The organism is Variovorax sp. DAIF25 (assembly GCF_050711835.1).
GTDB lineage: Bacteria > Pseudomonadota > Gammaproteobacteria > Burkholderiales > Burkholderiaceae_C > Variovorax.
Genome location: NZ_CP136636.1, coordinates 1,891,714 through 1,917,860, shown reverse-complemented (window position 1 = coordinate 1,917,860; position 26,147 = coordinate 1,891,714). Strand labels below are relative to the sequence as shown.

Annotated in this window: 23 protein-coding genes and 1 tRNA gene; 9 read left to right on the top strand and 15 right to left on the bottom strand. The window is 67.3% G+C overall.

The genetic code is table 11. From position 1 onward, the window contains the following. Window positions 1-8: 8 nt before the first annotated feature. Window positions 9-794 (bottom strand): peroxide stress protein YaaA, encoded by a 786-nt coding sequence (yaaA, locus tag R0232_RS08750; RefSeq protein ID WP_431511862.1) that lies wholly within the window; start codon window positions 792-794, stop codon window positions 9-11. Window positions 795-923: 129 nt separating this feature from the next. Here yaaA and R0232_RS08745 point away from each other — a divergent pair, with 129 nt between their 5' ends. From R0232_RS08745 to R0232_RS08735, 3 genes are all read left to right on the top strand, one after another. Beyond that, on the top strand, window positions 924-3,833 hold the full coding sequence (locus tag R0232_RS08745) for a valine--tRNA ligase (protein WP_431511861.1): 2,910 nt from the start codon (window positions 924-926) through the stop codon (window positions 3,831-3,833). A 146-nt stretch (window positions 3,834-3,979) separates the two neighbouring features. After that, window positions 3,980-4,870, top strand: a complete 891-nt coding sequence (gene galU / locus R0232_RS08740) for a UTP--glucose-1-phosphate uridylyltransferase GalU (RefSeq protein WP_431511860.1) — start codon at window positions 3,980-3,982, stop codon at window positions 4,868-4,870. Between the two features lie 269 nt (window positions 4,871-5,139). Then, window positions 5,140-6,903, top strand: a complete 1,764-nt coding sequence (locus R0232_RS08735) for a hypothetical protein (RefSeq protein ID WP_431511859.1) — start codon at window positions 5,140-5,142, stop codon at window positions 6,901-6,903. 17 nt (window positions 6,904-6,920) lie between these two features. Here the strand turns inward: R0232_RS08735 and R0232_RS08730 are convergent, their stop codons facing one another. The 3 genes from R0232_RS08730 to cysM form a co-directional block, all read right to left on the bottom strand. Then, on the bottom strand, window positions 6,921-7,148 hold the full coding sequence (locus R0232_RS08730) for a sulfurtransferase TusA family protein (RefSeq protein ID WP_057592910.1): 228 nt from the start codon (window positions 7,146-7,148) through the stop codon (window positions 6,921-6,923). A 2-nt stretch (window positions 7,149-7,150) separates the two neighbouring features. Next, window positions 7,151-7,732: an NUDIX domain-containing protein gene (locus R0232_RS08725; protein WP_431511858.1), complete on the bottom strand. Its 582-nt coding sequence runs from the start codon at window positions 7,730-7,732 to the stop codon at window positions 7,151-7,153. Window positions 7,733-7,807: 75 nt separating this feature from the next. Then, complete coding sequence (cysM, locus tag R0232_RS08720) at window positions 7,808-8,716, bottom strand: cysteine synthase CysM (RefSeq protein WP_093355690.1); 909 nt, start codon at window positions 8,714-8,716, stop codon at window positions 7,808-7,810. Between the two features lie 129 nt (window positions 8,717-8,845). Between cysM and R0232_RS08715 the strand changes: the two genes are divergently transcribed. Further along, window positions 8,846-8,930: transfer RNA gene (locus R0232_RS08715), tRNA-Leu, on the top strand. A 48-nt stretch (window positions 8,931-8,978) separates the two neighbouring features. Here the strand turns inward: R0232_RS08715 and R0232_RS08710 are convergent. Then, the gene (locus R0232_RS08710) at window positions 8,979-9,911 is read right to left on the bottom strand and encodes an SDR family oxidoreductase (protein ID WP_431511857.1); all 933 of its coding nucleotides are present in this window, start codon (window positions 9,909-9,911) and stop codon (window positions 8,979-8,981) included. A gap of 64 nt (window positions 9,912-9,975) precedes the next feature. On the opposite strand from R0232_RS08710, the gene R0232_RS08705 reads away from it, so the two are divergent. Then, window positions 9,976-11,040 carry a CDP-6-deoxy-delta-3,4-glucoseen reductase gene (locus R0232_RS08705; RefSeq protein WP_208508910.1) on the top strand — a complete coding sequence of 355 codons (1,065 nt, stop codon included), beginning with the start codon at window positions 9,976-9,978 and terminating at the stop codon, window positions 11,038-11,040. A 73-nt stretch (window positions 11,041-11,113) separates the two neighbouring features. After that, window positions 11,114-12,097 (top strand): Bug family tripartite tricarboxylate transporter substrate binding protein, encoded by a 984-nt coding sequence (locus R0232_RS08700; protein ID WP_431511856.1) that lies wholly within the window; start codon window positions 11,114-11,116, stop codon window positions 12,095-12,097. Window positions 12,098-12,182: 85 nt separating this feature from the next. Here R0232_RS08700 and R0232_RS08695 read toward each other — a convergent pair whose 3' ends face one another. The 8 genes from R0232_RS08695 to R0232_RS08660 all read right to left on the bottom strand — a co-directional run bounded on the left by R0232_RS08695 (window position 12,183) and on the right by R0232_RS08660 (window position 21,506). After that, window positions 12,183-12,959, bottom strand: coding sequence for an ABC transporter ATP-binding protein (locus R0232_RS08695; protein WP_256223103.1), 777 nt, complete (start codon window positions 12,957-12,959; stop codon window positions 12,183-12,185). Between the two features lies 1 nt (window position 12,960). Then, complete coding sequence (locus R0232_RS08690; protein WP_093355770.1) at window positions 12,961-13,737, bottom strand: ABC transporter ATP-binding protein; 777 nt, start codon at window positions 13,735-13,737, stop codon at window positions 12,961-12,963. A gap of 17 nt (window positions 13,738-13,754) precedes the next feature. After that, window positions 13,755-14,963, bottom strand: a complete 1,209-nt coding sequence (locus R0232_RS08685) for a branched-chain amino acid ABC transporter permease (RefSeq protein WP_203204746.1) — start codon at window positions 14,961-14,963, stop codon at window positions 13,755-13,757. A 14-nt stretch (window positions 14,964-14,977) separates the two neighbouring features. Further along, a complete protein-coding gene (locus tag R0232_RS08680) occupies window positions 14,978-15,907 on the bottom strand; it encodes a branched-chain amino acid ABC transporter permease (RefSeq protein WP_431511855.1) in 930 nt (309 codons plus the stop codon). A gap of 241 nt (window positions 15,908-16,148) precedes the next feature. After that, entirely contained in the window at window positions 16,149-17,441 is a 1,293-nt protein-coding gene (locus R0232_RS08675) for a replication-associated recombination protein A (protein WP_431511854.1), read from the bottom strand. 28 nt (window positions 17,442-17,469) lie between these two features. Continuing rightward, window positions 17,470-18,108 (bottom strand): outer membrane lipoprotein chaperone LolA, encoded by a 639-nt coding sequence (gene lolA, locus R0232_RS08670; RefSeq protein ID WP_431511853.1) that lies wholly within the window; start codon window positions 18,106-18,108, stop codon window positions 17,470-17,472. 158 nt (window positions 18,109-18,266) lie between these two features. Then, on the bottom strand, window positions 18,267-20,696 hold the full coding sequence (locus R0232_RS08665; RefSeq protein WP_431511852.1) for a DNA translocase FtsK: 2,430 nt from the start codon (window positions 20,694-20,696) through the stop codon (window positions 18,267-18,269). A gap of 135 nt (window positions 20,697-20,831) precedes the next feature. Continuing rightward, window positions 20,832-21,506 (bottom strand): Crp/Fnr family transcriptional regulator, encoded by a 675-nt coding sequence (locus R0232_RS08660; protein WP_057595021.1) that lies wholly within the window; start codon window positions 21,504-21,506, stop codon window positions 20,832-20,834. Window positions 21,507-21,694: 188 nt separating this feature from the next. On the opposite strand from R0232_RS08660, the gene trxB reads away from it, so the two are divergent. From trxB to rpmG, 3 genes are all read left to right on the top strand, one after another. Further along, complete coding sequence (gene trxB, locus R0232_RS08655; RefSeq protein WP_208508905.1) at window positions 21,695-22,654, top strand: thioredoxin-disulfide reductase; 960 nt, start codon at window positions 21,695-21,697, stop codon at window positions 22,652-22,654. A gap of 236 nt (window positions 22,655-22,890) precedes the next feature. Next, window positions 22,891-23,124 carry a 50S ribosomal protein L28 gene (rpmB, locus tag R0232_RS08650; RefSeq protein ID WP_028251282.1) on the top strand — a complete coding sequence of 78 codons (234 nt, stop codon included), beginning with the start codon at window positions 22,891-22,893 and terminating at the stop codon, window positions 23,122-23,124. Window positions 23,125-23,135: 11 nt separating this feature from the next. After that, the gene (gene rpmG, locus R0232_RS08645) at window positions 23,136-23,309 is read left to right on the top strand and encodes a 50S ribosomal protein L33 (protein WP_007830291.1); all 174 of its coding nucleotides are present in this window, start codon (window positions 23,136-23,138) and stop codon (window positions 23,307-23,309) included. 202 nt (window positions 23,310-23,511) lie between these two features. Here the strand turns inward: rpmG and R0232_RS08640 are convergent, their stop codons facing one another. Together R0232_RS08640 and R0232_RS08635 are read right to left on the bottom strand one after the other, a co-directional pair. Continuing rightward, a complete protein-coding gene (locus R0232_RS08640) occupies window positions 23,512-24,726 on the bottom strand; it encodes a DesA family fatty acid desaturase (protein ID WP_093355718.1) in 1,215 nt (404 codons plus the stop codon). A gap of 133 nt (window positions 24,727-24,859) precedes the next feature. Continuing rightward, on the bottom strand, window positions 24,860-26,131 hold the full coding sequence (locus R0232_RS08635) for an RsmB/NOP family class I SAM-dependent RNA methyltransferase (protein WP_431511851.1): 1,272 nt from the start codon (window positions 26,129-26,131) through the stop codon (window positions 24,860-24,862). Window positions 26,132-26,147 lie beyond the last annotated feature (16 nt).

Genomic DNA, 26,147 nt, shown 5'->3' with positions numbered 1-26,147 from the left:
CACATCATTCATACGAGTTTTCTCCTGAAGACCAGCCGTTCGGCCGTGGACACCTGGGCGTCGAAACCATAACCCTCGAGATCGAATCTTTCCAGCGCCTTGGGCGTGGCCACGCGGTGCAGCACGGCCCAGCGCGCCAGCAGGCCGCGCGCGCGCTTGGCGAAGAAACTGATGACCTTGTAGCGGTCGCCCTTCCACTCCTCGAACACGCATTCGACCACACGCGCCTTCAGTGCCTTGGTGTCGACGGCGCGGAAGTACTCCTGCGAGGCGGCATTGATCACCACCGGCGTGCGGTCGGCCGCCAGCCGCTCGTTGAGATGCTCGGCGATGCGCGCGCCCCAGAACGCATAGAGGTCCTTGCCGTGCCGGTTGGCCAGCGCGGTGCCCATCTCGAGCCGGTAGGGCTGCAGCCGGTCGAGCGGGCGCAGCACGCCGTACAGGCCGCTGAGGATGCAGACGTGGTCCTGCGCCCAGTCCAGTTGCGCGGGCGTGAGCGAGCGTGCGTCGAGGCCGCCGTAGACGTCGCCGTCGAAGGCGAAGGCGGCCTGGCGGGCGTTGAGCTCGGTGCTCTTGGGACGCCAGGCGGCATAGCGCGCCACGTTGAGGGCCGAGAGCTTGTCCGACAGGCGCATCAGCTCGGAGATCTGCTGCGGCGACTTCTCGCGCAACAGCTTGATCAGTTCGACCGAGGGGCCCTTCGGGCTCTCGAAATGGGGTTGGGTGGCGGGGACTTCGGCGGGGACCGGGGTGTCGTAGTCGAGCGACTTGGCGGGAGAGAGCAGGAACAGCATCGCGGAATTATCTGTTGGCACGACCGCCCCCCGCCGCGCCGGTAAAATCGTCGGCCTTCCCTGCCCCGCGCGGCCCGCGGCCCGTACGACCTGCGTACCGGCGCCATGGCCGCATTGCCCCAAGCCCCCATGAGCGAACCCACCACACCCACCGCCCAACCCGGCCTCGAGAGCCTTTCCAAATCGTTCGAACCCGCGGCCCTCGAGGCGCACTGGGGTCCCGAATGGGAAAAGCGCGGCTACGCGCACGCGGGCTGGCGCGGCACCGGGAAGCCCAAGGCCGACGCCGGCGCGTTCTCGATCCAGCTGCCGCCGCCCAACGTGACGGGCACGCTGCACATGGGCCATGCGTTCAACCAGACGATCATGGACAGCCTCACGCGCTACCACCGCATGAAGGGCGACAACACGCTGTGGCTGCCGGGCACCGACCACGCGGGCATCGCGACCCAGATCGTGGTCGAGCGCCAGCTGCAGGCGCAGAACATCAGCCGCCACGAGATGGGCCCGACGCCGCAGGAGGCGCGCAAGAACTTCATCGCCAAGGTCTGGGAGTGGAAGGAACGCAGCGGCAACACCATCACCCAGCAGATGCGCCGCATGGGCGACACGGTCGACTGGAGCCGCGAATACTTCACCATGGACGAGAAGCTCTCGCCCGTGGTGATGGACACCTTCGTCAAGCTCTATGAAGAGGGCCTGATCTACCGCGGCAAGCGCCTGGTGAACTGGGACCCGACGCTCAAGACCGCCGTGAGCGACCTCGAGGTCGAGAGCGAGGAAGAGGACGGCTGGCTCTGGCACATCGCCTACCCGCTGGCAGACGGCTCGGGCACGCTCACGGTGGCCACCACCCGGCCCGAAACCATGCTCGGCGACACGGCCGTGATGGTCCATCCGGAAGACGAGCGCTACAAGGCGCTGATCGGCAAGCAGGTGCGCCTGCCGCTGGTCGACCGGCTGATCCCGGTGATCGCCGACGACTACGTCGACAAGGCCTTCGGCACCGGCGTGGTGAAGGTCACGCCCGCGCACGACTACAACGACTATGCGGTGGGCCAGCGCCACCAGCTCGAGACCATCGGCATCCTCACGCTCGACGCGACCGTCAATGACAACGCGCCCGAGAAGTACCGCGGCCTCGACCGCTTCGTGGCGCGCAAGGCCGTGGTGGCCGACCTCGACGCGCTGGGCCTCTTGGTCGAGACCAAGAAGCACAAGTTGATGGTGCCGCGCTGCGCGCGCACCGGCGCCATCGTCGAGCCGATGCTGACCGACCAGTGGTACGTGGCCATGACCAAGCCCGGCGCCGACGGCCAGTCGATCGCGCAGAAGGCGATCGACGTGGTGCGCTCGGGCGAGGTGCGCTTCGTGCCCGAGAACTGGATCAACACCTACAACCACTGGATGGAGAACATCCAGGACTGGACCATCTCGCGCCAGCTCTGGTGGGGCCACCAGATCCCGGCCTGGTACGACGACGAAGGCAAGGTCTACGTCGCGCGCAGCGAGGAGGAAGCCCAGGCCCAGGCGCCCGGCAAGACGCTGCGCCGCGAGGAGGACGTGCTCGACACCTGGTTCTCCGCGGCCCTGTTCCCGTTCTCGACGCTGGGCTGGCCGAACCAGGGCACCGAGCCCACGAGCGACTACAACCTCTACCTGCCCTCGAGCGTGCTGGTCACGGGCTACGACATCATCTTCTTCTGGGTCGCCCGGATGATCATGATGACCAAGCACTTCACGGGCCGCGTGCCGTTCAAGGACGTCTACATCCACGGCCTGGTGCGCGACGCGCAGGGCAAGAAGATGAGCAAGTCCGAGGGCAACGTGCTCGATCCGGTCGACCTGATCGACGGCATCGAGCTGCCCGAGCTGCTCGACAAGCGCACCCAGGGCCTGCGCAAGCCCGAGACCGCGCCCGCGGTGCGCAAGAACACGCAGAAGGAATTCCCCGAGGGCATCCCGGCCTTCGGTGCCGACGCGCTGCGCTTCACCTTCGCCTCGCTGGCCTCGCTGGGCCGCAGCATCAACTTCGACAGCAAGCGCTGCGAGGGCTACCGCAACTTCTGCAACAAGCTGTGGAACGCCACCCGTTTCGTGCTGATGAACTGCGAAGGCCAGGACTGCGGCCTCAAGGAGCACACGAAGGAGGAGTGCAAGGTCGGCGGTCCCGCGCACGGCTACCTGAAGTTCAGCCGCGCCGACTACTGGATCGTCTCGCAGCTGCAGCGCGTCGAGGCCGAGGTCGCCAAGGGCTTCGAGGAGTACCGGCTCGACAACGTCGCCAATGCGATCTACCAGTTCGCCTGGGACGAGTTCTGCGACTGGTACCTCGAGATCGCCAAGGTGCAGATCCAGACCGGCGACGACGCCCAGAAGCGCGCCACGCGCCGCACGCTGATCCGCACGCTCGAAACGCTGCTGCGCCTCGCGCATCCGGTGATCCCGTTCATCACCGAGGAGCTGTGGCAGAAGGTCGCGCCGGTGGCGGGCCGCACGGGCGAATCGGTGATGGTGGCCGCCTATCCGCTCAGCCAGCCCGAGCGCATCGACGAGGCCGCCGAGGCCTACGTGGCGCGGCTCAAGGCGCTGGTGGACGGCTGCCGCACCCTGCGCGGCGAGATGAACGTCTCGCCCGCGCTGCGGCTGCCGCTCTATGCCGTGGCCGACGACGCCGAGGGCGCGGCCTTCCTGCGCGAGACCGCGCCGGTGCTGCAGGCGCTCGCCAAGCTCAAGGAAGTGCGCGTGTTCGACGACGAGGCCGCCTGGGCCGCGGCCGCCGAAGCCGCGCCGGTGGCCGTGGTCGGCAATGCCCGCCTGTGCCTGCACATGGAGATCGACAAGGTGGCCGAGCGCGCGCGCATCGGCAAGGAAATCGCCCGCATCGAGGGCGAGATCGCCAAGGTCAACGCCAAGCTCGGCAACGAGGCCTTCGTGGCCAAGGCGCCGCCGGCCGTGATCGAGCAGGAGCGCAAGCGCCTGGCCGACTTCACGGCCACGCTGGAGCGCCTGCGCGACCAGCTTGTGCGCCTCGGCTGACATACGGGCTTGTCCGCAGGCCGGTAGGATGGGTGGCCGATGCAGAATCGGCCAGGCGGCGGACCGGTTCCGCCGCCGCAGTTCCGGACGGCCCCCGCGGCCCTCACTCCTTCCTTCATCCTGAACGAACCGACACCGAATTGCCCATGTCCACCTCCCCGACGCGCATCCGCAAGGCCGTATTTCCCGTTGCAGGCTTCGGCACCCGTTTCCTGCCGGCCACCAAGGCCCAGCCCAAGGAAATGCTGCCGGTGGTCGACAAGCCCCTGATCCAGTACGCCGTCGAGGAAGCCTATGCCGCGGGCATCCGCGACATGATCTTCGTGACCGGCCGCAACAAGCGCGCGATCGAGGACCACTACGACACCGCCTACGAGCTCGAGAGCCAGCTCGAGGCCAGCGGCAAGGATGCGCTGCTGAACATCGCGCGCTCGGTGATGCCCGACGACATGACCTGCTCCTACGTGCGCCAGCCGCGCATGCTGGGCCTGGGCCATGCGGTGCTGTGCGCCGAGCACCTGGTGGGCAACGAGCCCTTCGCCGTGCTGCTGGCCGACGACCTGATGGTCGGCCCCACGGACGGCGAACCGGTGCTGGCCCAGATGACCGCGGCCTTCGCGCGCCTCGGCGGCTCGCTGCTGGCGGTGCAGGAAGTGCCGCTCGAGCACGTGAAGCGCTACGGCATCGTGGCCGGCGACGCCATCGAGGACGGCCTGGTGAAGGTCAACCGCATGGTCGAGAAGCCGAAGCCCGAGGACGCCCCCTCGCGCCTGGGCGTGGCCGGCCGCTACATCCTCACGCCCGGCGTGTTCGCCGAGATCCGCGAGCAGCCCAAGGGCGCGGGCGGCGAGATCCAGCTCACCGACGGCATCGCCGCGCTGATGAAGAAGGAATCGGTCTACGCCTATTCGTACAAGGGCGTGCGCTACGACTGCGGCAGCAAGGAAGGCTTCCTGCAGGCCAGCGTCGAACTCGCGCTCGCGCATCCCGAGGTGGGCGCCCAGTTCCGCGACTACCTCAAGAGCCTGAAGCTCTGAACCCCGGTTGAAACGGCGGTGCATGCCCGAGGCGGCATGCGTCGCCGCCGAAGCGCCCGGCGCAAGGCCGGGGCCGCGCCCCACCCGGGCGCATCGTCTTCCCTCTCCTCTCGCGTTTACTTGGTTTCGGCGATTGCCCGAGCCCCTGGGGCTTCCTACGCTTGCCCTGGTTTCCGGGCGAATGTCTTGGCCGATTCCCCGGATCGGGGAAACGGCGCTCGCCGTTCTCCGCCCACCGGCCGATTGCGCAGCTAGGAGAGGAACGCCTCATGTACATCGACATCGACGCAAACCCCACGGGGTCGCAAGTCAGTCCGCTCGCTTCATTCCAGGTCGTGGACGTCAAGGTCTACGCAGTGGGCGGCACGCTGAAGGACATCTTCGCCAAAGGCACCTATTCCGCCGTCAACCATGCGCTCAGCGCCACGCTGCCGATGGGTTCGGTGGCCATCGTGGCGGGCCAGAGCTACGACGTGAAATGCCATGGCTTGCAGACCGGAAAAACGCTGGCGGGAACGCTGACCTTCGCCGGCCAGGCGGGCGGCGACTATCAGTTCACCGGCGTGCTGCAGCCCGCCATGGCCGACGCTGCGGCGCAGGACACCGGCACCTCGGACCTGGTGCCCACGCTGTCCGACGTGCCATGGCGTAACTTCGCGCTGGGCGGCGGCATCGATGCCGTCACCGGCGAATCGAGTGCCGGTTCGGCGCTCGAGGCCTTCCGCACCGCGCCTTCGCGGTCGAGCGAGACCCTCGAGTCGCTCGACGTGCTGGTCGACTTCGAGTCGGTGCGCGAGAAGATCGAGGTGTCGACCCAGGGCAGCTACAACATCGGCTCGGTCACGCTCGACCAGTCCAACGATTACCTCGGCGAGATCCAGCAGAGCGCGGTCGAGATGACCTACATCGCCGAGTACCGGGCGCGCGACGCGGAGTACGCCGAGCCGCCCGAGGCCGGCTACCGGCTGACCGAGGCCGCCAGGAAGCTGGCCGCGGACCCGGCGGCCTTCCGCCGCAGCTTCGGCGACTACTTCGTCGCGACGCGCAAGGAGGCCTCGGTTTTCCGCGCGGTCTATGCGCTGAAGGCGAAGTCGTCGAGCGAGCTGCAGAGCTTCAAGAGCAGCGTGGGCGTTTCGGTCGAGGGCCTGTTCTCGCAGAAGGGCAGCGCGGGCTTCGAGAGCGAGGCTGCCAGGCTGGGGATCGAGATCTCGCTCGAGGTCCGGATGATCGGCATCGCCGACATCGCCGGACAGCCTCCCGTCGCCACGCCATCGGACATTCCCGCCGCGCTGGCCTGGTTCAAGAAGCACCGCGTCGGCACGCCCTGGTTGGCCCGCCTCGAGCACTACAGCCGGCTGATCCCCGGCTACCCGACCACCGTCGACGTGCCGCCTCGCGTCTTCGTCGAGCTGCGGCAACTGTATGCGCTGCTGTGGCAGGTGCGCGTGATGTACCACTCGCTGCCCGCCTTCTATGCGGGCACGACGGGACCGGACTTCATCGCGTTCGACAGCGGCGTCACCGCCCACCAGTCCAGCCTCGCGAACGACAAGGCCCGGCGCGACCGGCTCGCGTCCCAGGGCCGCAAGCTGCTCGACACGTTGACCCGGATCCGCGCCCGCCAGCGGCTGCTGGAAGACGTGCTCGCGGCCCGCGCCAACGAACCCGGCCAAGGCCACAAGCAGGAGGCCACGCACGGTGCCGTGTTCTGGTCCCATGGCGTCACCTTCTCGCCCGACCCCGAGAACATCCAGATCGCCAAGACGACGCTGAGCGTGCACGAGGGCTATCGCATCGGCTGGCGCAAGCAGACGCTGCACTTCGCGGACCCGGCGCGGATCGTGGTCGGCTGGGAGGTGCGCTCGAACTGGACCGACGGCAGCAACGGTTTCTGGGAGCAAGGCGCGCCGAGCAACCTGGGCAACGACAACGCGGCGGTCTTCGTGCAGAGCGACTACGACCGCGGCTACGACTGGACGGTGTCGTACTACCACGTCGCCGCGGCCGACTACCAGCACTTCGACGCGCAGTAGCCGGGCGGCGCGCGGTCTCAGCGCCGCTTCAGCACGTGGATGAAGTCGGTGCCGACGGTCTGCTGCTCCATCAGCGCATTGCCGGTCTGGCGCGCGAAGGCCTGGAAGTCGCGCACCGAGCCCGGGTCGGTCGAGACCACGCGCAGCAGCTGGCCGCTGGCCATGTCGTTGAGCGACTTCTTGGCCTTGAGGATGGGCAGCGGGCAGTTGAGCCCGCGGGTGTCGATTTCGCGGTCGACGTCCATGCTCAGGCTCCCTTGCCGACGGGCGGCTCGGGCGGCAGGTTCAGGCCGCGGCGGCGTTCCTCGTTTTCGGCCGCGGTGAAGAACACCGGCTCGTGGCCGCGCGTGCGCAGCCAGTCGGCCAGCGCATAGCCGGTGCCGGCGGGCCAGCACTTGAGGTCGGGCAGGTCGTAGAGGCGGTAGTCGACCAGCTCGGGCGAGAGCTTGACCTCGCCGTCGGCCACCACGTGGTAGGCGATGATGACCTGGTTCATGCGCTGGAAGTCGTAGGCGCCGACGATCTTGGTGACGCTCACGTCGAGGTTGGTCTCTTCCTTGACCTCGCGCGCGATGCCTTCCTCGGGCGTCTCGGCGGCCTCCATGAAGCCGGTGATCAGCGCGAACATCTTGCCGGGCCAGGCCGCGTTGCGCGCCAGCAGCACCTGGCCGCGGTACTCGACGATGGCGGCCAGCACCGGCGTCGGGTTGTTCCAGTGCGTGTGGCCGCAGTTGGGGCAGCGCAGGCGCTCCTTGGGGCCGCCGTCTTCCATCAGCGCGATCCATTCGAGCGGCGTGGCGCAGACCTGGCAGAACTTGGGATGGGGCATGGGGTGGCTCTTGTTCTTTCTTGTCTCGTTCCGGGGAACCGCCGGCGCGCCGCGTGGCGCACCGCGGTGCTGGCATCAGGCGGGGAAGACGCCGGTCGACAGGTAGCGGTCGCCGCGGTCGCAGACCACGAACACGATGGTGGCGTTCTCGACCGTGTTGGCGACCTGCAGCGCCGCCCACAGCGCGCCGGCGGCCGAGATGCCGCCGAAGATGCCCTCTTCGCGCGCGAGGCGCCGGCACATCTCCTCGGCATCGTCCTGGCTCACGTTGATCTCCTGGTCGACGCGGCTCGGGTCGAAGATCTTCGGCAGGTATTCGGCCGGCCACTTGCGGATGCCCGGGATGCGCGAGCCTTCGGCAGGCTGCGCGCCGACGATGCGGATCGCGGGGTTCTTCTCCTTGAGGAAGCGCGACACGCCGGTGATGGTGCCGGTGGTGCCCATGGCGCTCACGAAGTGCGTGACCTTGCCCTGCGTGTCGGCCCAGATCTCGGGGCCCGTGGTCTCGTAGTGGATGCGCGGGTTGTCGGGGTTGGCGAACTGGTCGAGCACGCGGCCCTTGCCCTGCGCCACCATCTGCTCGGCGAGGTCGCGCGCGTACTCCATGCCACCGCTCTTGGGCGTGAGCACGAGCTCGGCGCCGAAGGCCTTCATGGTCTGGGCGCGTTCGATCGAGAGGTCCTCCGGCATGATCAGGACCATGTGGTAGCCCTTGATGGCCGCGGCCATCGCGAGCGCGATGCCGGTGTTGCCCGAGGTGGCCTCGATCAGCGTGTCGCCGGGCTTGATCTCGCCGCGCTCCTCGGCGCGCTTGATCATCGAGAGCGCCGGGCGGTCCTTGACCGAGCCGGCGGGGTTGTTGCCCTCGAGCTTGCCGAGGATCACGTTGTTGCGCCGGGCGTTCTCTTCGGCGTTGATGCGCTGCAGCGCGACCAGCGGCGTGCGGCCGATGGCGTCTTCGATGGTGGGGTACTTGTGGGTCATGACTGCGTCCGGTCTGCCGCGCGGGAGGCGCTGGATTCCGCCCCGGAGGGTAGCGGATATGCGAAAGAAGGAGCTTTGGGACGGTTCATCATTCCACTGTGCCATAATTTTGGGCTTCCTTCCTGCCGTGCCCGGGTGGTGAAATTGGTAGACGCAGGGGACTCAAAATCCCCCGCCGCAAGGCGTGCCGGTTCGATTCCGGCCCCGGGCACCACACACGGCTCCTTCTTTTCCGGCGTCCTTCGCGGACTCCGCCTCCCCTTCAGCCTCCCTCGCGCAGCCCGGTATGCACCGTCGGATGTGCGAGCCGCACGCGCAACTCACGCTTGAGCCGCGTGTTGTCGAGCCGGCGCGATTCACCCATGAAGCTGAGCAGTTGCAACGGCAGCTGGCGCTCGGCCTCCTCGCGCGCCACCCGCGGCGGGCGCGGCATGCCGTAGAGGTCGGCCGCGAGGTCGATGTAGTCGCCCATGCGCAGCTCGGTGTCGTCCGAGGCATGCACGATGCGCTGCGGCCGGCCGCGGAACAGCGCCGCGATGCAGGCGCGCGCGAGGTCGTCGGCATGGATGTGGCTGGTGTAGACGTCGTCCTCGCGCCGCAGCACCGGCGTGCCGCGCTGCAGCCGCTGGCGCGGCGTGCCGCCTTCGCGGTCGGGCGCGTAGATGCCCGGGATGCGCAGGATGCTGGCGCGCACGCCGGTGCTGCGGCCGAACCAGCGCACGGCGCGCTCGGCATCGACGCGCCGGTGGCTGCGCGGCGTGTCGGGGCGCACGGTGCGGGTCTCGTTCACGCGCGCGCCGCCGCAATCGCCATAGACGCCGCTGGTCGAGCCGTAGACCAGCGCATCGGGCAGCCCGCGCAGCCGCAGCGCGCGCACCAGCGCGGCGGTGCGCTGGTCGCGCCACCAGGCCGAGCCGCTGTCGCGCGGCGGCGGTGCCAGGTGCAGCACGCGCGTGCCCAGCGCCGACAGGCGGCGCAGGGTCTTGGGATCGTCGAGATTGCCGATCAGCGGCCGGATGCCCGCGGCGCGCAGATCGGGCACGCGCTCGGCCGAGGAGGTGAGCGCCACCAGCGACACGCGCCCGCGCAGATCGCGCGCCACGCGCTGGCCGACATCGCCGCAGCCGACGATCAGGAGACGCGTCCGCCGGAAGCGCGCCGGCAGCGCGCCGGAGGGGCTATGGATTGAAGGCAAAATTCGGGTTCCCTTTTCTTTTTCAGCCCCCATGTAACGGGCTGATCCAAGCCGAAGAATACCGATGACTGTTGCAGCGCCGCATGAGGCGGGCTTTTCCATCACCGTCGAACCCAGCGGCCGCCATTTCGCGGCCCAAGGCGACGAAACCATCCTCGCTGCCGGCATCCGCCAGGGCATCGGCCTGCCCTATGGCTGCAAGGACGGCGCCTGCGGCTCGTGCAAATGCCGCAAGCTCTCGGGCGAGGTCGAGCTCGGCCCGCACCAGAGCAAGGCCCTGAGCGCGGAGGAACAGCTCGCGGGCTTCGTGCTGACCTGCTGCGCCCGCGCGCGCAGCGACGTGGTGCTCGAATCGCGCCAAGTGACCGAGGCCGGCGCCCATCCGATCCGCAAGATGCCGGTGCGGGTGCTCGCGCTCGCGCGCAAGTCGCACGACGTGATGCAGGTGCGCCTGCAGCTGCCGGCCGGCGAGCCGCTGCAGTTCTATGCGGGGCAGTACGTGGAATTCATCCTGCGCGACGGCGCGCGCCGCAGCTACTCGATGGCCAATGCGCCGCACACGCTGGGCGAGCCGGGCACCGGCATCGAGCTGCACCTGCGCCACCTGCCGGGCGGCAAGTTCACCGACCACGTGTTCCTCACCATGAAGGAAAAGGAGATCCTGCGCATCGAGGGCCCCTACGGCAGCTTCTTCCTGCGCGAGGATTCCGACAAGCCGATGATCCTGCTGGCCTCGGGCACGGGCTTCGCGCCGATCAAGGCGCTGCTCGAGCACATGAAGTTCAAGGCCATCGACCGCCCCGCCACGCTCTACTGGGGCGGCCGCCGGCCCGAGGACCTCTACATGGACGACTGGGTGCGCGAGCAGCTCGCGCAGATGCCGAACCTGCGCTACGTACCCGTGATCTCCAACGCCACGCCCGAGGACAACTGGACCGGCCGCACCGGCTTCGTCCATGCCGCCGTGCTCGAGGACTTCGCCGACCTCTCGGGCCACCAGGTCTATGCCTGCGGCGCGCCGATCGTGGTCGATTCGGCCAAACGCGACTACGTGGCGCTCGCGGGCCTGCCCGAGGAAGAGTTCTTCGCCGACGCGTTCACCACCGAAGCCGACAAGGCACTGCCCTGAAGCCGGTGGCCCGGCGCGCCGGCTAGGGATAGCCACGCTGCAAGCCCCGCGCGGCGCGCCGACAATCCGGGGCATGACAACCCGCAAGACCTTCCTCGCCACCCTCGCCCTCTCCACGCTCGCCATGGCCACCGGCGCCCCCGCCCTGGCCCAGCAGCAGCGCCCGATCCGCCTCGTCGTGCCCTACGCGGCCGGCGGCCCCATCGACGTGACGGCGCGCGCGCTGGCCGAACGCGTGCGCGACACGCTCGGCGGCCCGGTGATCATCGACAACAAGCCCGGCGCGGGCGGCAACATCGGCGCCGACATCGTCGCCAAGGCCGCGCCCGACGGCCTGACCATCGGCATCGCGGCCACCGCCACCAACGCGGTGAACCCCTGGCTCTACAGCAAGATGCCCTTCAACGCGGCGACCGACTTCGCGCCGATCACGCAGATGGTCCGCGTGCCCAACGTGCTGGTGATGAACGCCGAGACCGCGCAGCGCCTGAAGATCGCCACGCTCAAGGACCTGATCGCCTACGCCAAGGCCAACCCCGGCAAGCTCAACTACGGCAGCGGCGGCAACGGCAGCGCCGGCCATCTGGCGGGCGAGATGTTCAAGAAGGCGGCCGGCATCTTCGCGGTGCACATTCCCTACAACGGCGGCAACCCGGCGCAGCTCGCGCTGGTGTCGGGCCAAGTCGACTTCAACTTCGACAACCTCGCCACCGCCGCGCCCAACATCCGCTCGGGCAAGCTCAAGGCGATCGCCGTGACCACCCTGCAGCGCAGCAGCGCCCTGCCCGAGGTGCCGCCGGTGTCGGACACGCTCAAGGACTTCTCGATCGACACCTGGTGGGGCCTGGTCGCGCCGGCCCATACGCCGCCGGATGTGATCGCCAAGCTCAACCATGCCTTCGTCGACGCGCTGAACGCGCCGGAGACCAAGTCGCGCTTCGCGCTGCTGCTGGCGGAGCCGGTGGCCAGCACGCCCGCGCAGTTCGGCGCCTTCATGAAGAGCGAGCTCGGCAAGTACGAGCAGGTGGTGAAGGCCACGGGCGCGAAGGTCGACTGAGCTCGCACCCACAAGACAAAGGGCGGCCGGTACCTCGCACCGCCGCCCTTTTCGTTGCGCGGCCTCGAAAGGCCCGCCGTGCCGCTTACTCGCCCAGATACGCCGCGCGCACCTTCGGATCGCTGAGCAGCCCCTTGGCATCGCCCGACATGGTGATCAGTCCCGACTCCATCACGTAGCCGCGGTCGGCCAGTTGCAGCGCGCGGTTGGCGTTCTGCTCGACCAGCAGGATGGTCACGCCCTGCGCGGCCACGGCCTGCACCACCTCGAAGATCTTGTCGCACATGATCGGCGACAGGCCCATGGTGGGTTCGTCGAGCAGCAGCACCTTGGGGCGCGCCATCAGCGCGCGGCCCATGGCCAGCATCTGCTGCTCGCCGCCCGACATGGTGCCGGCCAGCTGGTCCTTGCGCTCGCGCAGCCGCGGGAAGGTCACGAACACGCGCTCCATGTCGCTCGCGATGCCGGCCTTGTCCTTGCGGATGTAGGCGCCGATCTGCAGGTTCTCGGTGATCGTCATGCGCGTGAACACGCCGCGGCCCTCGGGCACCATCACCAGCCCCTCGCCCACCAGGTCCCAGGCGCCGCGGCCCTTGATGCTGCGGCCCAGGAACTCGATGTCGCCCGCGCCCGCGGGCAGCGTGCCGGTGATCGCCTTCATGGTGGTGGTCTTGCCGGCGCCGTTGGAGCCGATCAGCGAGACCAGCTCGCCCTCGCGCACCTCGAAGTCCACGCCCTTGACGGCCTGGATGCCGCCGTAGCCCACCTTCAGGCCGCTGACCTTGAGCAACACGTTGCCGACGGCCTTGCGTTGCGAAGCGCCCGCCGCGACTTCCTCTTGGGTTTGCACTGCTGCGCTCATCTCAATGTCCTCCGGTGCCGAGGTAAGCCTCGATCACCTTTTCGTTCTTCTGTACGTCCGCCGGCGTGCCTTCGGCGATCTGCTTGCCGTAGTCGAGCACCGTGACGCGATCGCACAGGCCCATGATCAGCTTCACGTCGTGCTCGATGATCAGGATCGTGCGGTCGTCGCGGCGGATGCGGTCGATCAGCTCGCGCAGCTGGACCTTCTCGGTCATGTTCATGCCGGCCGCGGGCTCGTCGAGGGCGATGAGCTGCGGGTCGGTGGCCAGGGCACGCGCGATCTCGAGGCGGCGCTGGTCGCCGTAGCTCAGGGTGCGCGCCTTGTAGTCGGCGAACTTGCCGATGCCCACGTAGTCGAGCAGTTCCTGCGCGCGCTGGGCGATGGCCTTCTCCTCGGCCTTGAAGGAACCGGTGCGCAGCATCGCGCCGACCACGCCGGAGCGGGTGCGGATGTGGCGACCGACCATCACGTTCTCGAGCGCCGTCATCTCGGCGAACAGGCGGATGTTCTGGAAGGTGCGCGCGATGCCGGCCTTGGCCACCTCGTGCACGGCCGTGGGCTGGTAGGGCTTGCCGGCGAGCTCGAAGCTGCCGCTGTCGGGCGTGTAAAGCCCGGTGATGACGTTGAAGAAGGTGGTCTTGCCGGCGCCGTTGGGGCCGATCAGGCCATAGACCTGGCCGCGCTGGATGGTGATGCCGACGTCGGACAGGGCCTGCAGGCCGCCGAAGCGCTTGGAGATGCCGCGAACGTCGAGGATGGTGTCTGCCTTGCTCATGGGATGCGTCTCCTCGCTCACGGATTGATCGACATGGGACGCGAGGCCGCACCGGGCAGCTCGTCGGCCGGGGTGTCGACGCCCGGTGCGTGGGTCTGCAGCGAGCCCGGCGCCACGGCGGCGTGGGCCGGATCGACCGGCACGCCACCCTTGCGCTGAAGCGTCTTGCCATGCTCGGGCGAGGGCCACAGGCCGCGCGGGCGCACCAGCATGATGACGATCATGGCCAGCGCGATGAACAGCTGGCGCAGGATGGAGGCGTCGAGGCGGCCGTCGGTCAGCGCCTGCAGCGGGCCGGCGACGTAGCGCAGCACCTCGGGCAGGGCCGCCAGCAGCACGGCACCCAGGATCACGCCGGGCAGGTGGCCGATGCCGCCGAGCACGACCATGGCGACGATCATCACCGACTCCATGAGGCTGAACGACTCGGGCGAGACGAAGCCCTGGAAGGCCGCGAACATGGAACCCGACACGCCGCCGAAGCTCGCGCCCATGCCGAAGGCCAGCAGCTTCATGTTGCGGGTGTTGATGCCCATCGCCTTGGCGGCGATCTCGTCCTCGCGGATGGCCATCCAGGCGCGGCCGATGCGCGAGACCTGCAGGCGGTGCGAGATCACGATGGTGACCACCACCAGCGCGAGGAACAGGTAGTAGTACAGCGTGACCGAGGAGATGGTGAAGCCGTCGAACTTCCAGGCCTTGCCGAGGTCGAGGCCCCAGAACTTGATCGAGTCGATCGAGGTGATGCCCTTGGGACCGTTCGTGATGTTGATCGGCTGGTCGAGGTTGTTCAGGAACACGCGGATGATTTCGCCGAAGCCCAGCGTGACGATCGCGAGGTAGTCGCCGCGCAGCTTCAGCGTGGGCGCCCCCAGCAGCACGCCGAGCAGCGCCGCGAACACGAAGGCCAGCGGTATCACGATCAGCAGCGAGGTGTGCAGGCCGTTCGGGAAGGTGGCCTTGAACCACTCGAAGGTCTCGGACAGGTGGCCCGAGCCCATGAGGGCGTAGAGGTAGGCACCGACCGCGAAGAAGGCGACGTAGCCCAGGTCGAGCAGGCCGGCGTAGCCGACCACGATGTTCAGGCCCAGTGCGAGCAGCACGTAGAGCAGTGCGATGTCGGCGATGCGCACCCAGGCATTGCCCTGGCTTTGCAGCAGCAGCGGCAGCGCGAGCACGGCGATGACGCCGACCAGGTAGAGCGCGAGGTTCTTGCTGTTCTTCATGATGGCAAGTTCCTTCAGGCGCGATCGGCCACGCGTTCGCCGAGCAGGCCGGCGGGGCGCAGCGTGAGCATCACGATCAGCACGATGAACGCGAAGATGTCGCTGTAGTTGCTGCCGAGCACGCCACCCGTGAGGGTGCCGATGTAGCCCGAGCCGATGGCCTCGATGAGCCCCAGCAGGATACCGCCGACGACCGCGCCCGCGAGGTTGCCGATGCCGCCGAACACGGCCGCGGTGAAGGCCTTGAGGCCGGGCAGGAAGCCCATCGCGTGTTGCGCGATGCCGTAGTTGGAGGCGTACATCACGCCCGCGATGGCCGCGAGCACGGCACCGATGATGAAGGTGGCCGAGATGACCATGTCGGGGCGGATGCCCATCAGCGCAGCCACGCGCGGGTTCTCGGCGGTGGCGCGCATCGCGCGGCCGAGCTTCGTGTAATTGACCAGCCACATGAGGATGGCCAGCGAGACCGCGGTGACGCCGAGGATCATCACCTGCGTCGGCGAGATCACGGCGCCGGCGATGTGGATGGGGTCCGAAGGCAGCAGGGTCGGGTAGGCCTTGTTGGTGGGCTTCCAGATGATCATCGCCAGCGTCTGCAGCAGGATCGACATGCCGATGGCGGTGATCAGCGGTGCGAGCTTGGGCGAGTTGCGCAGCGGCCGGTAGGCCACTTTCTCGATCACGAAGTTCAGCGTGGCGGCGACGACGCACGCGATGATCAGCGCGATGATCAATATCAGCCAGCCCGGCGTACCGGGCATCGACGACTGCATGAGCCCGATGATGGACCAGCTCGTGAGCGCCCCCACCATGAGCACTTCACCGTGCGCGAAATTGATCAGATTGATGATGCCGTACACCATGGTGTAGCCCAAGGCTATCAAGGCGTACATGCTGCCGAGAACCAGACCGTTGATGATCTGCTGCAGCAAAATGTCCATAAAGAAGATTCCTCTGTGTTGCACCGTTGCGGGGTGCCATTCACCCACCGTGGCACCGGTTTGGCGCCTTGGCTTCACAAGCAAAAAACCAGCCAGCATGTGGTGGCCGGCGATTTAGTGGGCGGGATTGTAGTCACGGGCCAGCGCCGATTTGGTGCGCATCGACGGGGGTTTACCCGCTGACGTCATGCGCTTTGCGCTTGTATCCATGCACGTCTTGCGTGCATGCCGCAAGGGCGTATCAGTCGCCCTGTTCAGCGTTCCGGCGACGCAGTTCGCGCAGCTTCTCGCCGATGCGGATTTCGAGTCCGCGATCGACCGGTTCGTAGAAGACCTGGCCCTGCAGGCCGTCGGGCAGGTACTGCTCGCCGGCCGCGAAACCGCCCTCCTCGTCGTGCGCGTAGCGATAGCCCTTGCCGTAGTCGAGCTCCTTCATGAGCTTGGTCGGGGCATTGCGCAGATGCATGGGCACGGGCCGCGTGCTGTCTTTCTTGACCAGCGCGCGCACCGCGTTGTAGGCCGTGTAGACCGCGTTCGACTTCGGCGCCATCGCGAGATAGACCACGCACTGCGCCAGCGCGAGTTCGCCCTCGGGCGTGCCCAGGCGCTCGTAGACCTCGGCCGCGTCGAGCGCGAGCCGCAGCGCGCGCGGGTCGGCCAGGCCGATGTCCTCGCTCGCCATGCGCACCAGCCGGCGCGCCATGTAGCGCGGGTCTGCGCCGCCGTCGAGCATGCGCACGAACCAGTAGAGCGCGGCGTCGGGATCGCTGCCGCGTACCGATTTATGCAGCGCGCTGATGGTGTCGTAGAACTGCTCGCCGCTCTTGTCGTAGCGCCGCATGCGCTCGCCGAGCACGCGCAGCAGCCATTCGTCGCCGATGGCCTCGAGCTTCTCGGCGCGCGCCGCGACGGCCAGCGTCTCGAGCGTGTTGAGCAGCCGGCGCGCATCGCCGTCGGCATAGGCGATCAGCCGGTCGAGCGCGGCGTCCTCGATGGCGGGCAATGCGTCGATGGCCTGCGCCTTCGCGACGATCTGCTTGAGGTCGGCCTCGCCGAGCGACTGCAGCACATACACGGCGGCCCGCGAGAGCAGCGCCGAGTTGACCTCGAACGACGGGTTCTCGGTGGTGGCGCCGATGAAGGTGAAGAGGCCCGACTCGACGTGCGGCAGGAAGGCGTCCTGCTGGCTCTTGTTGAAGCGATGCACTTCGTCGACGAAGACGATGGTGCGCCGCTGCTCGAGCCCGTCGCGCGCCGCGGTCGCGCGCTCGACCGCCTCGCGGATGTCCTTCACGCCGCCGAGCACCGCGCTGATGCTCAGGAACTGCGCATCGAAGGCATCGGCCATCAGGCGCGCGATGGTGGTCTTGCCGGTGCCCGGCGGGCCCCAGAGGATGCACGAGTGCGGCTGGCCCGACTCGAAGGCGATGCGCAGCGCCATGCCGGGCCCGAGCAGGTGCTGCTGGCCGATGACTTCGCCGAGCGTGCGCGGACGCAGGCGCTCGGCCAGGGGTTGATGCGAGCTGACGGCCAAGGACGAAACGTTCGGGTGAGAGGTGGGATTACTGCTTGACGACGTCCGCGCCGGTGGGCACCTTGAAGTCGAAGGTGGCGGCGGGCAGCGCTGGGTTGACCTCGACCTTGCTGAACTTGAGCACCGAGCGCTGGCCGAAGCTGTCGAGGATCTCGAGCGCCGCGAGCGCATCGCCCTGGAAGCCGACCTGCACGTTCTGCAGCTGGCCGTCCTTGTTCTTCGGCGTGGCCTTGACCCATTGCAGGCCGTCGCGCTCCGGTCCCGCTTCGAGCGCGAAGTCGGCCTGCAGCGCGCGCAGGTCGGGCGCGGCGGCGATCAGGGCCGCGGGCGTCGAGCCCAGGGCCTGCGCCTGCGCGCGCTGCGTGACCTGGTTCAGGTCGGCGTCGTAGAGCCACAGCGTCTTGCCGTCGGCCACGATGCTCTGCGCGAAGGGCTTCTTGTAGTCGAACTTGAAACGGCCGGGCCGCTGGAATTCGAAGGTGCCGCTCGAGGTCTTCACGCGGCCGGCCTGGCCGTCGCGCGGCGGCGCGGTCACGGTCTGGGTGAAGTCGGCGCGGCCGGATTTGGCGGTCTTGACGAAAGCCTCGAGGCTTTCCATGCCGCCGGCCCATGCATGGGCGCCGCACGCGAGGAGAAGGCCGGCGAGCAGCCAGGGACGAGTCTTCATTTTTTCAAACCTTCGAAGCTGAACACCGCATCGACCTTACCCCGGCGGCCATGACCGCCCTTGTAGGGCTTGATGAAGATTTGCAATGGGCAGCGAGCTTGTGCAAGCCGTATATCAACACGTAACGGGATGGGCGCGGGACCGCGGTGGCGCGCCGCCTATTCGGCGCGCGCGGGCACGAGGATCTCGCGCTGGCCACTGCCGCTCATCGCGCTCACGAGGCCGGCCTTCTCCATGTCCTCGACCAGCCGCGCTGCGCGGTTGTAGCCGATCTTCAGGTGACGCTGCACCAGCGAGATGCTGGCCTTGCGGTTCTTGAGCACGACCTCGACCGCCTGGTCGTACATCGGGTCCTTCTCGGCATCGCCACCGCCGAGCAGGTCGCCGTCACCGTCGCCATCGACCGTGCCGCCTTCGAGCACGCCCTCGATGTAGTCGGGCTCGCCCTGGCTCTTGAGATAGGCCACCACACGATGCACTTCCTCGTCGCTCACGAAGGCGCCATGCACGCGGACCGGCAAGCCGGTGCCGCTGGGCATGTAGAGCATGTCGCCCATGCCGAGCAGCGCCTCGGCGCCCATCTGGTCGAGGATGGTGCGGCTGTCGATCTTGCTCGAGACCTGGAACGCGATGCGGGTCGGGATGTTGGCCTTGATCAGGCCGGTGATCACGTCGACGCTGGGCCGCTGCGTGGCCAGGATCAGGTGGATGCCGGCGGCGCGCGCCTTCTGCGCGAGGCGGGCGATCAGCTCTTCGATCTTCTTGCCGACCACCATCATCAGGTCGGCGAGTTCGTCGATCACCACCACGATGTGCGGCTCGCGGCGCAGCGGCTCGGGATCGTCGGGCGTGAGGCTGAAGGGGTTGTAGATGAACTCCTCGCGCGCCTTGGCCTCGTCGATCTTGGTGTTGTAGCCCGCGAGGTTGCGCACGCCGAGTTTGCTCATGAGCTTGTAGCGGCGCTCCATCTCGGCCACGCACCAGTTGAGGCCGTGCGCGGCCTGGCGCATGTCGGTGACCACGGGCGCGAGCAAATGCGGAATGCCTTCGTAGACCGACATTTCCAGCATCTTCGGATCGATCATCAGCAGGCGTACATCGCGCGCCTCGGCCTTGTAGAGCAGGCTCAGGATCATCGCGTTGATACCCACCGACTTGCCCGAGCCGGTGGTACCGGCCACCAGCACGTGCGGCATCTTCGCGAGGTCGGCGACCACGGGGTTGCCGATGATGTCCTTGCCCAGGCCCATCGTGAGCATCGACTTGCCCTCGTTGTAGATCTGCGAGCCGAGGATCTCGCTGAGCTTGATCGACTGGCGCTTGGCGTTCGGCAGTTCGAGCGCCATGTAGTTCTTGCCGGGGATGGTCTCGACCACGCGGATCGACACCAGCGAGAGCGAACGCGCGAGATCCTTCGCGAGGTTGACGATCTGCGAGCCCTTGACGCCGGTGGCGGGCTCGATCTCGTAGCGCGTGATGACCGGGCCGGGCGAGGCGAGCACGACGCGCACCTCGACGCCGAAGTCCTTGAGCTTCTTCTCGATCATGCGCGAGGTCATCTCGAGCGTGTCGGAGGAGACGGTCTCCTGGCGCGCCTGCGCGGCATCGAGCAGGTCGACCTGCGGCAGCTTGTTGTCGGGCAGTTCCTTGAACAGCGGCTTCTGGCGCTCCTTGGCGACGCGGTCGCTCTTGGGCACCTCGGTCATCGCGGGCTCGATCTGCACCGGCGGCGACGCGGGGCGGCGCTTGGCGCGCGGCTCGATGCGCAGGTCGTCCATGTCGGGCGCGGTGGCGGGCGGTTCGCCGTCGATCGAAGGTTCGATGGCGCCGCGCGGCGTGTAGGCCGGTTCGTCGTCGACCTCGGCGCGGCGCTCGCGCACGGCCTTCTTGCCCAGCGCGATGTCGGCGGCGACCTCGCGCTTCTCGCGCCGCGATTCGAACAGCGAATACACGCGCGCGCCGATGCGCTCGGCGATCTGGCTCCAGGAGAAACGGAACACCAGCGCCGAACCGATCACGCCGCCGGCGATGGCCACCAGCGCGGAACCGGTGAAGCCCATCCAGCGCACGCTCGCGGGACCGACCAGCAGGCCGATGGCGCCGCCGCCCGAGCCGGGCAGGTGCGATTCGAGCCGGTACAGGCGCGACCACTCGAGCATGGTGCTCGCGCACAGCAGCAGCACGAGCCCGAACCAGAAGGCCAGGCGGCTGCGGTTGAAGCGGCCGCGCGGTGCCGGATCGCCCTGCGGGCCGGTCTCGCCGCCACGCATCCAGCTCGCGAGCGAGGACAGCCAGGCGCGCAGCCCGGCCGCCAGGCACCACCAGACCGAATAGCCGGCCAGGAAGTAGCTGCCATCGGCCACCCAGGCGCCGATGCGGCCGCCCCAGTTCTTGATCTCGCCGCCGGTGCCCGAGGTCGACCAGGCGGCATCGGAGGGCGTGAAGCTCAGCATGGCGAGCAGCCAGAACAACAGCGCCGCGAAACCGGCGATCAGGGTGATCTCGTGGGCGAAGCGCATGGCCCGCACACGCACGGGCGCACCTTCGCCGGCCGTGGAAGAGTGAAGCGTATTGAGCGAATAGGTCATGAAATACTGGCGGCCAGACCGGCAGCATGCGGGTCTGGCGGCACGAACACTACAACGAAAAGGGCCGCGGCTATTCTGCCGCGTCCACGGGCCGCGGCAGTTTCGCTCACACCTTCTTTCACGCCCCGTGCCGGCTCAGGCCAGCGACAGCAGGCGCTCCTTGACGATCATCGAGCCGTCCTCGAGGGTCTGCACGAAACCGCGCTCCTCGAGGTCCTTCATCACGCGGCTCACCATCTCGCGCGAGGCACCGACCATCTTCGCGAGGTCCTGGCGCGAGATCTTCTCGCGCACCTTGAGGTTGCCGGCGCCATCGTCGACCGCGAACTCGAGCAGCGAGCGCGCGACACGGCCGTAGACGTCCATCAGCGCGAGCGACTCGATCTTGCGGTCGGCATGGCGCAGGCGCTGCACCAGGCCGCGCATGATGTTGTAGGCCATCGAGGAGTTCTCGGGCAGGCAGCGCGCGAAGGCTTCGCGGCCCAGCATCAGCACGTCGCACTGGATCTCGGTGCGCACGGTGGCCGAGTGCGGCTCGTCGTCGATCAGGCTCATCTCGCCCAGATAGTCGCCGGGATGCAGCGTGGCCAGGATGACCTCGCGGCCGCGGCTGTCCGCGCTGGTCACGCGCGCTCGCCCCGTCAGGATGATGTAGAGCGCATCGGACTTCTTGCCCTGCTCGACCACGACCTCCGCGCGCTTGAAACGCTTCTTGATGATCGCATCCGCAATGCTTGCGGACTGCGAAGGAGTCAGCGACGCGAACAGCGGAACGCGCCGGAGCAATTCAAGGTTGGACAGCATCGACATTCATTCAATCCCTGGTACCGCGCGCTCCTGCGGTCGGGCCATCGGCGCGCCGATGGATTACTACAATCGCGCGCATTGAAAACACCGTGCACTCGGTGGTTGATCCGAGCGGCGATACTCCCCATGTATCGCTACCACCCTCAAAATGTACACGCTGAATCAGCGCAATTCCTAGGTTTTTACGCACCATGTCCGCTTCCCAACATGCCAAGGTTTTAATTCTGGGCTCAGGTCCCGCCGGTTATACGGCTGCCGTTTATGCGGCGCGTGCAAATCTTCAGCCTTTGCTGATTACCGGCATGGCACAGGGCGGGCAATTGATGACGACCACCGAGGTCGACAATTGGCCGGCCGATGTGCATGGCGTGCAGGGTCCCGACCTCATGCAGCGTTTTCTGGAGCATGCCGAGCGCTTCAAGACCCAGATCGTGTTCGACCACATCAACAAGGTCGACCTGAGCAAGCGCCCCTTCACGCTCACCGGCGACAGCGGCACCTACACCTGCGATGCACTCGTGATCGCCACCGGCGCGTCGGCCAAGTACCTGGGCCTCGAATCCGAACAGAAGTTCATGGGCCGCGGTGTTTCGGGTTGCGCCACCTGCGATGGATTCTTCTATCGCGAGCAGGAAGTCTGCGTGATCGGCGGCGGCAATACCGCGGTCGAAGAAGCGCTTTATCTTTCGAATATCGCGAAAAAAGTAACGCTGGTGCATCGCCGCGACAAATTCCGCGCGGAACCCATTCTGATCGACAAGCTTCATGCAAAAGAAGCCGAGGGCAAAATCGAACTGAAAGTACACAATACGCTCGACGAAGTCCTGGGCGACGATTCCGGCGTGACCGGCATCCGCATCAAGAACACGCAGACCGGTGCCACCGAGCAGATCGACCTCAAGGGCTGCTTCATCGCGATCGGCCACCACCCGAACACGGACATCTTCCAGGGCCAGGTCGACATGAAGGACGGCTACATCGTCACGCGCTCGGGCCTGCAGGGCTTCGCCACCATGACCAGCGTGCCGGGAGTGTTCGCCGCCGGCGACGTGCAGGACCACATCTACCGCCAGGCCATCACCAGCGCCGGCACGGGCTGCATGGCCGCGCTCGATGCGCAGCGCTTCCTGGAGCAGGACGGCACGCTCTGAGCCGTCAGGCTCCTCGACGAGGCGGGCCTGGTGCCCGCCTTTTTCCATGGGCCAGCGCCGCGCTTTCCTATCGGGCCGCCAAAAGGGCTATAATCCGAGGCTTTGCCGAAATCGCGCCCTCCTGGGGTCAGCGGCAATCCGGGGTACCGCCACCCGTTTCTGGCGAGGTCAAGCTGCAAAACACCCTCGGCCACTGCTGTCGAGCCGGTGCCAGCTGTTCAAGAAAGAGTGTCCTCATGGCACGCGTATGTGAAGTCACGGGCAAGGGCCCGATGGTGGGAAACAACGTTTCCCACGCCAACAACAAAACCAAGCGCCGGTTCCTGCCGAACCTGCAATACCGTCGTTTCTGGGTCGAAACGGAAAACCGCTGGGTTCGCCTGCGTGTTTCGAGCGCTGCCCTGCGCCTGATCGACAAGAACGGCATTGACGCCGTGCTCGCAGACCTGCGCGCACGCGGCCAAGCTTAAGGAGCTGAATCATGGCAACGAGCAAAGGCGGACGCGAAAAGATCAAGCTGGAATCCACCGCGGGTACCGGCCACTTCTACACGACCAGCAAGAACAAGAAGACGATGCCTGAAAAGATGTCGATCATGAAGTTCGACCCGAAGGCACGCAAGCACGTCGAATACAAGGAAATCAAGCTGAAGTAATTCAGCCTGAATTCTTTCCAAAAAGCCCGCCGCGCAAGCTGCGGGCTTTTTTATTTGCCCTGAATTTCGCCAGCGGAACGAATTACCGGGGCGGGCCAGCCATCCGAGGGGCCTCCACATTTCCTTCCCCACGGAAACGTCGGGCACAAAAAAACCGGCCATCGGGCCGGCTTTTTGACAGGGGCCAAGGCCCCGGCGGAGGTCAGGCGCGCGCCGAGCGCAGCCGCGTCGAGAACTCGCGCAGGCCTGCGATGCCGCTGGCTTCCGCGCGATGGCACCAGGCCGCCAGATCGGCCGCCAGCTGCTCGCGCGAATGCGAGGTGTTGAGCCAGAGCTGGCGCAGCTCTTCGCGCATGGTCGCCATCTTGTCGAGCACCGGGTGAGCAGCACGGGCCTGCACCACGTGCGAGCGGGCCGATGCGGGCACCTTGTCGTCGTCGCGGTGCATCCAGCGCTTGGCAGCCTTCAGCACCGAGAGGTCGGCGCCCTTGCTCTTGAGCGCGGCGATTTCCTCTTGCGTGGCACGGCGCATTTCGCGCGCATAGCCGGCCATCACTTCGTAGCGGTTGGCGATGACGGCCTCGAGCGTCTTCTCGTTGGCCACGGGCTGGATGTCGCCGATCTGCATCTTCGGCGGCACCTTCTTGACCTTGGCCCAGCCGATCTTCTGCATCATCTGGATGTAGATCCAGCCGATGTCGAACTCGTACTTCTTGACCGAGAACTTGGCCGAGGTCGGGTAGGTGTGGTGGTTGTTGTGCAGCTCCTCGCCGCCGATGATCAGGCCCCAGGGCATGATGTTGCGGCTGGCGTCGGGCGCCTCGAAGTTGCGGTAGCCCCAATAGTGGCCGATGCCGTTGATGATGCCGGCGGCGGTGATCGGGATCCACAGCATCTGGACCGCCCACACGGCCATGCCGAGCGTGCCGAACAGCGCCAGGTTGATCACCAGCATCAGGCCCACGCCCTGCCAGCTGTAGCGCGAATACAGGTTGCGCTCGATCCAGTCGTCGGGCGTGCCGTGACCGTAGCGCTCCATCGTTTCCTTGTTCTTCGACTCCGCGCGGTAGAGCTCGGCGCCGCGCCAGAGCACTTCCTCGATGCCCTTGACCTGCGGGCTGTGCGGATCTTCCTCGCTCTCGCACTTGGCGTGGTGCTTGCGGTGGATCGCGACCCACTCCTTCGTCACCATGCCGGTGCCGAGCCAGAGCCAGAAGCGGAAGAAATGCGACGGGATCGGACCGAGGTCCATCGCCCGGTGCGTTTGCGTCCGGTGCAGGAAGATCGTCACGGCGGCGATCGTGATGTGCGTGGTGACGAGCGTGTACAGCACGATCTGCCACCAGGTGAGATCCCACAGGCCGTTTCCGAGCCAGTCGATGGCCGCGCTCAGGATGGCGGAGTCAGGAAGCAACATTGAGTCAGGTACTCCATAACCGCACGAAGGTGCGGCTTCCAGGTAACTCGCAATTTTAGGGCCCGGGGTCAGGAATCACTCACCTTTCACCCCATGGTTTGCGCAGATTTACCCTAACTTTGGAGCCCCGTACCTATTTGCGGTTCCACACGGCGGCAAAGAAACCGTCGGTGGCATGCAGATGGGGCCACAGGCGCAGGTAGCGCCGTCCGTCAGGGCCGCCCGCCACCAGGCTGTCGCCCTGCTCCACCTTGAGGCCCTCCAGCAGTTCCGCCGCGTCCACGGGCACGAAATCGGGATTCGCGGCGCCGAAAGCCTCCGCGATGGCCTCGTTCTCCTCGGGCAGCACGCTGCAGGTGGCGTAGACCAGCCGCCCGCCCGACTTCACGAGCCGGGCCGCACTCTGCAGGATCGCAGCCTGCTTCACGGTCAGCTCCTCCACCGACTTGGCCGATTGGCGCCATTTCAGGTCCGGATTGCGCCGCAGTGTCCCGAGCCCCGAGCACGGCGCATCGACCAGCACCCGGTCGATCTTGCCCGCCAACCGCTTCACCCGGTCGTCGCGCTCGTGCGCGATGGCGGCCGGATGCACGTTCGAGAGCTTGCTGCGCGCCAGCCGGGGCTTGAGCGCGTCGAGGCGGTGCGCCGAGGTGTCGAAGGCGTACAGCCTCCCGGTGTTGCGCATGCCCGCGCCGATCGCCAGCGTCTTGCCGCCGGCGCCCGCGCAGAAATCGACCACCATCTCGCCGCGCTTGGCGTCCAACAGCAGCGCCAGCAGCTGCGAGCCCTCGTCCTGCACCTCGATGGCGCCGCGCACGAAGGCGTCGAGCTTGGTCAGCGCGGGCTTGCCTTCGAGGCGCAAGCCCCAGGGCGAATACGGCGTTGCTTCCGATTTGATAGCAGCCTTGGCAAGCTCCGCCTTCACGTCGGCCCGCTTGTCATGCAGGGAATTGACGCGCAGGTCGAGCGGCGCCGGCTGCTGCAGGCTCTGGACCAGCGGCCAGAAGCCGTCGCCGAGCTGGCTCTTGAGCGGCGCCACCAGCCATTCGGGCAGGTTGTGGCGATGGCGTTCGAGCAGGTCGGCCTCGCTGACCGCGTCGCAGTTGTCGAGCCAGCGCTTCTCGGTGTCGTTGAGCGCGCTCTTGAGGAAGTCGCGCGGGCCGTGGAAGCCCAGGATCGCCATGCGGCGTTCCTTCGGGCCGCTGCCCGAGGGCGAGAGGTGATCGAACAGCAGCTTCTTGCGCAGCACGGTGTAGACCGTCTCGGCCAGGGTGGCGCGCTCGCGCGGACCGAACTCGCGGTGGTCGCGGAAGAAGCGCGAAACCACCTGGTCGGCGGGGTGATCGAATTTCAGGACCAGGCCGACCAGATCGGCGGTGGCCTCCAACAGGGCTTTGGGGTGCATGCCCCGATTGTCTCAG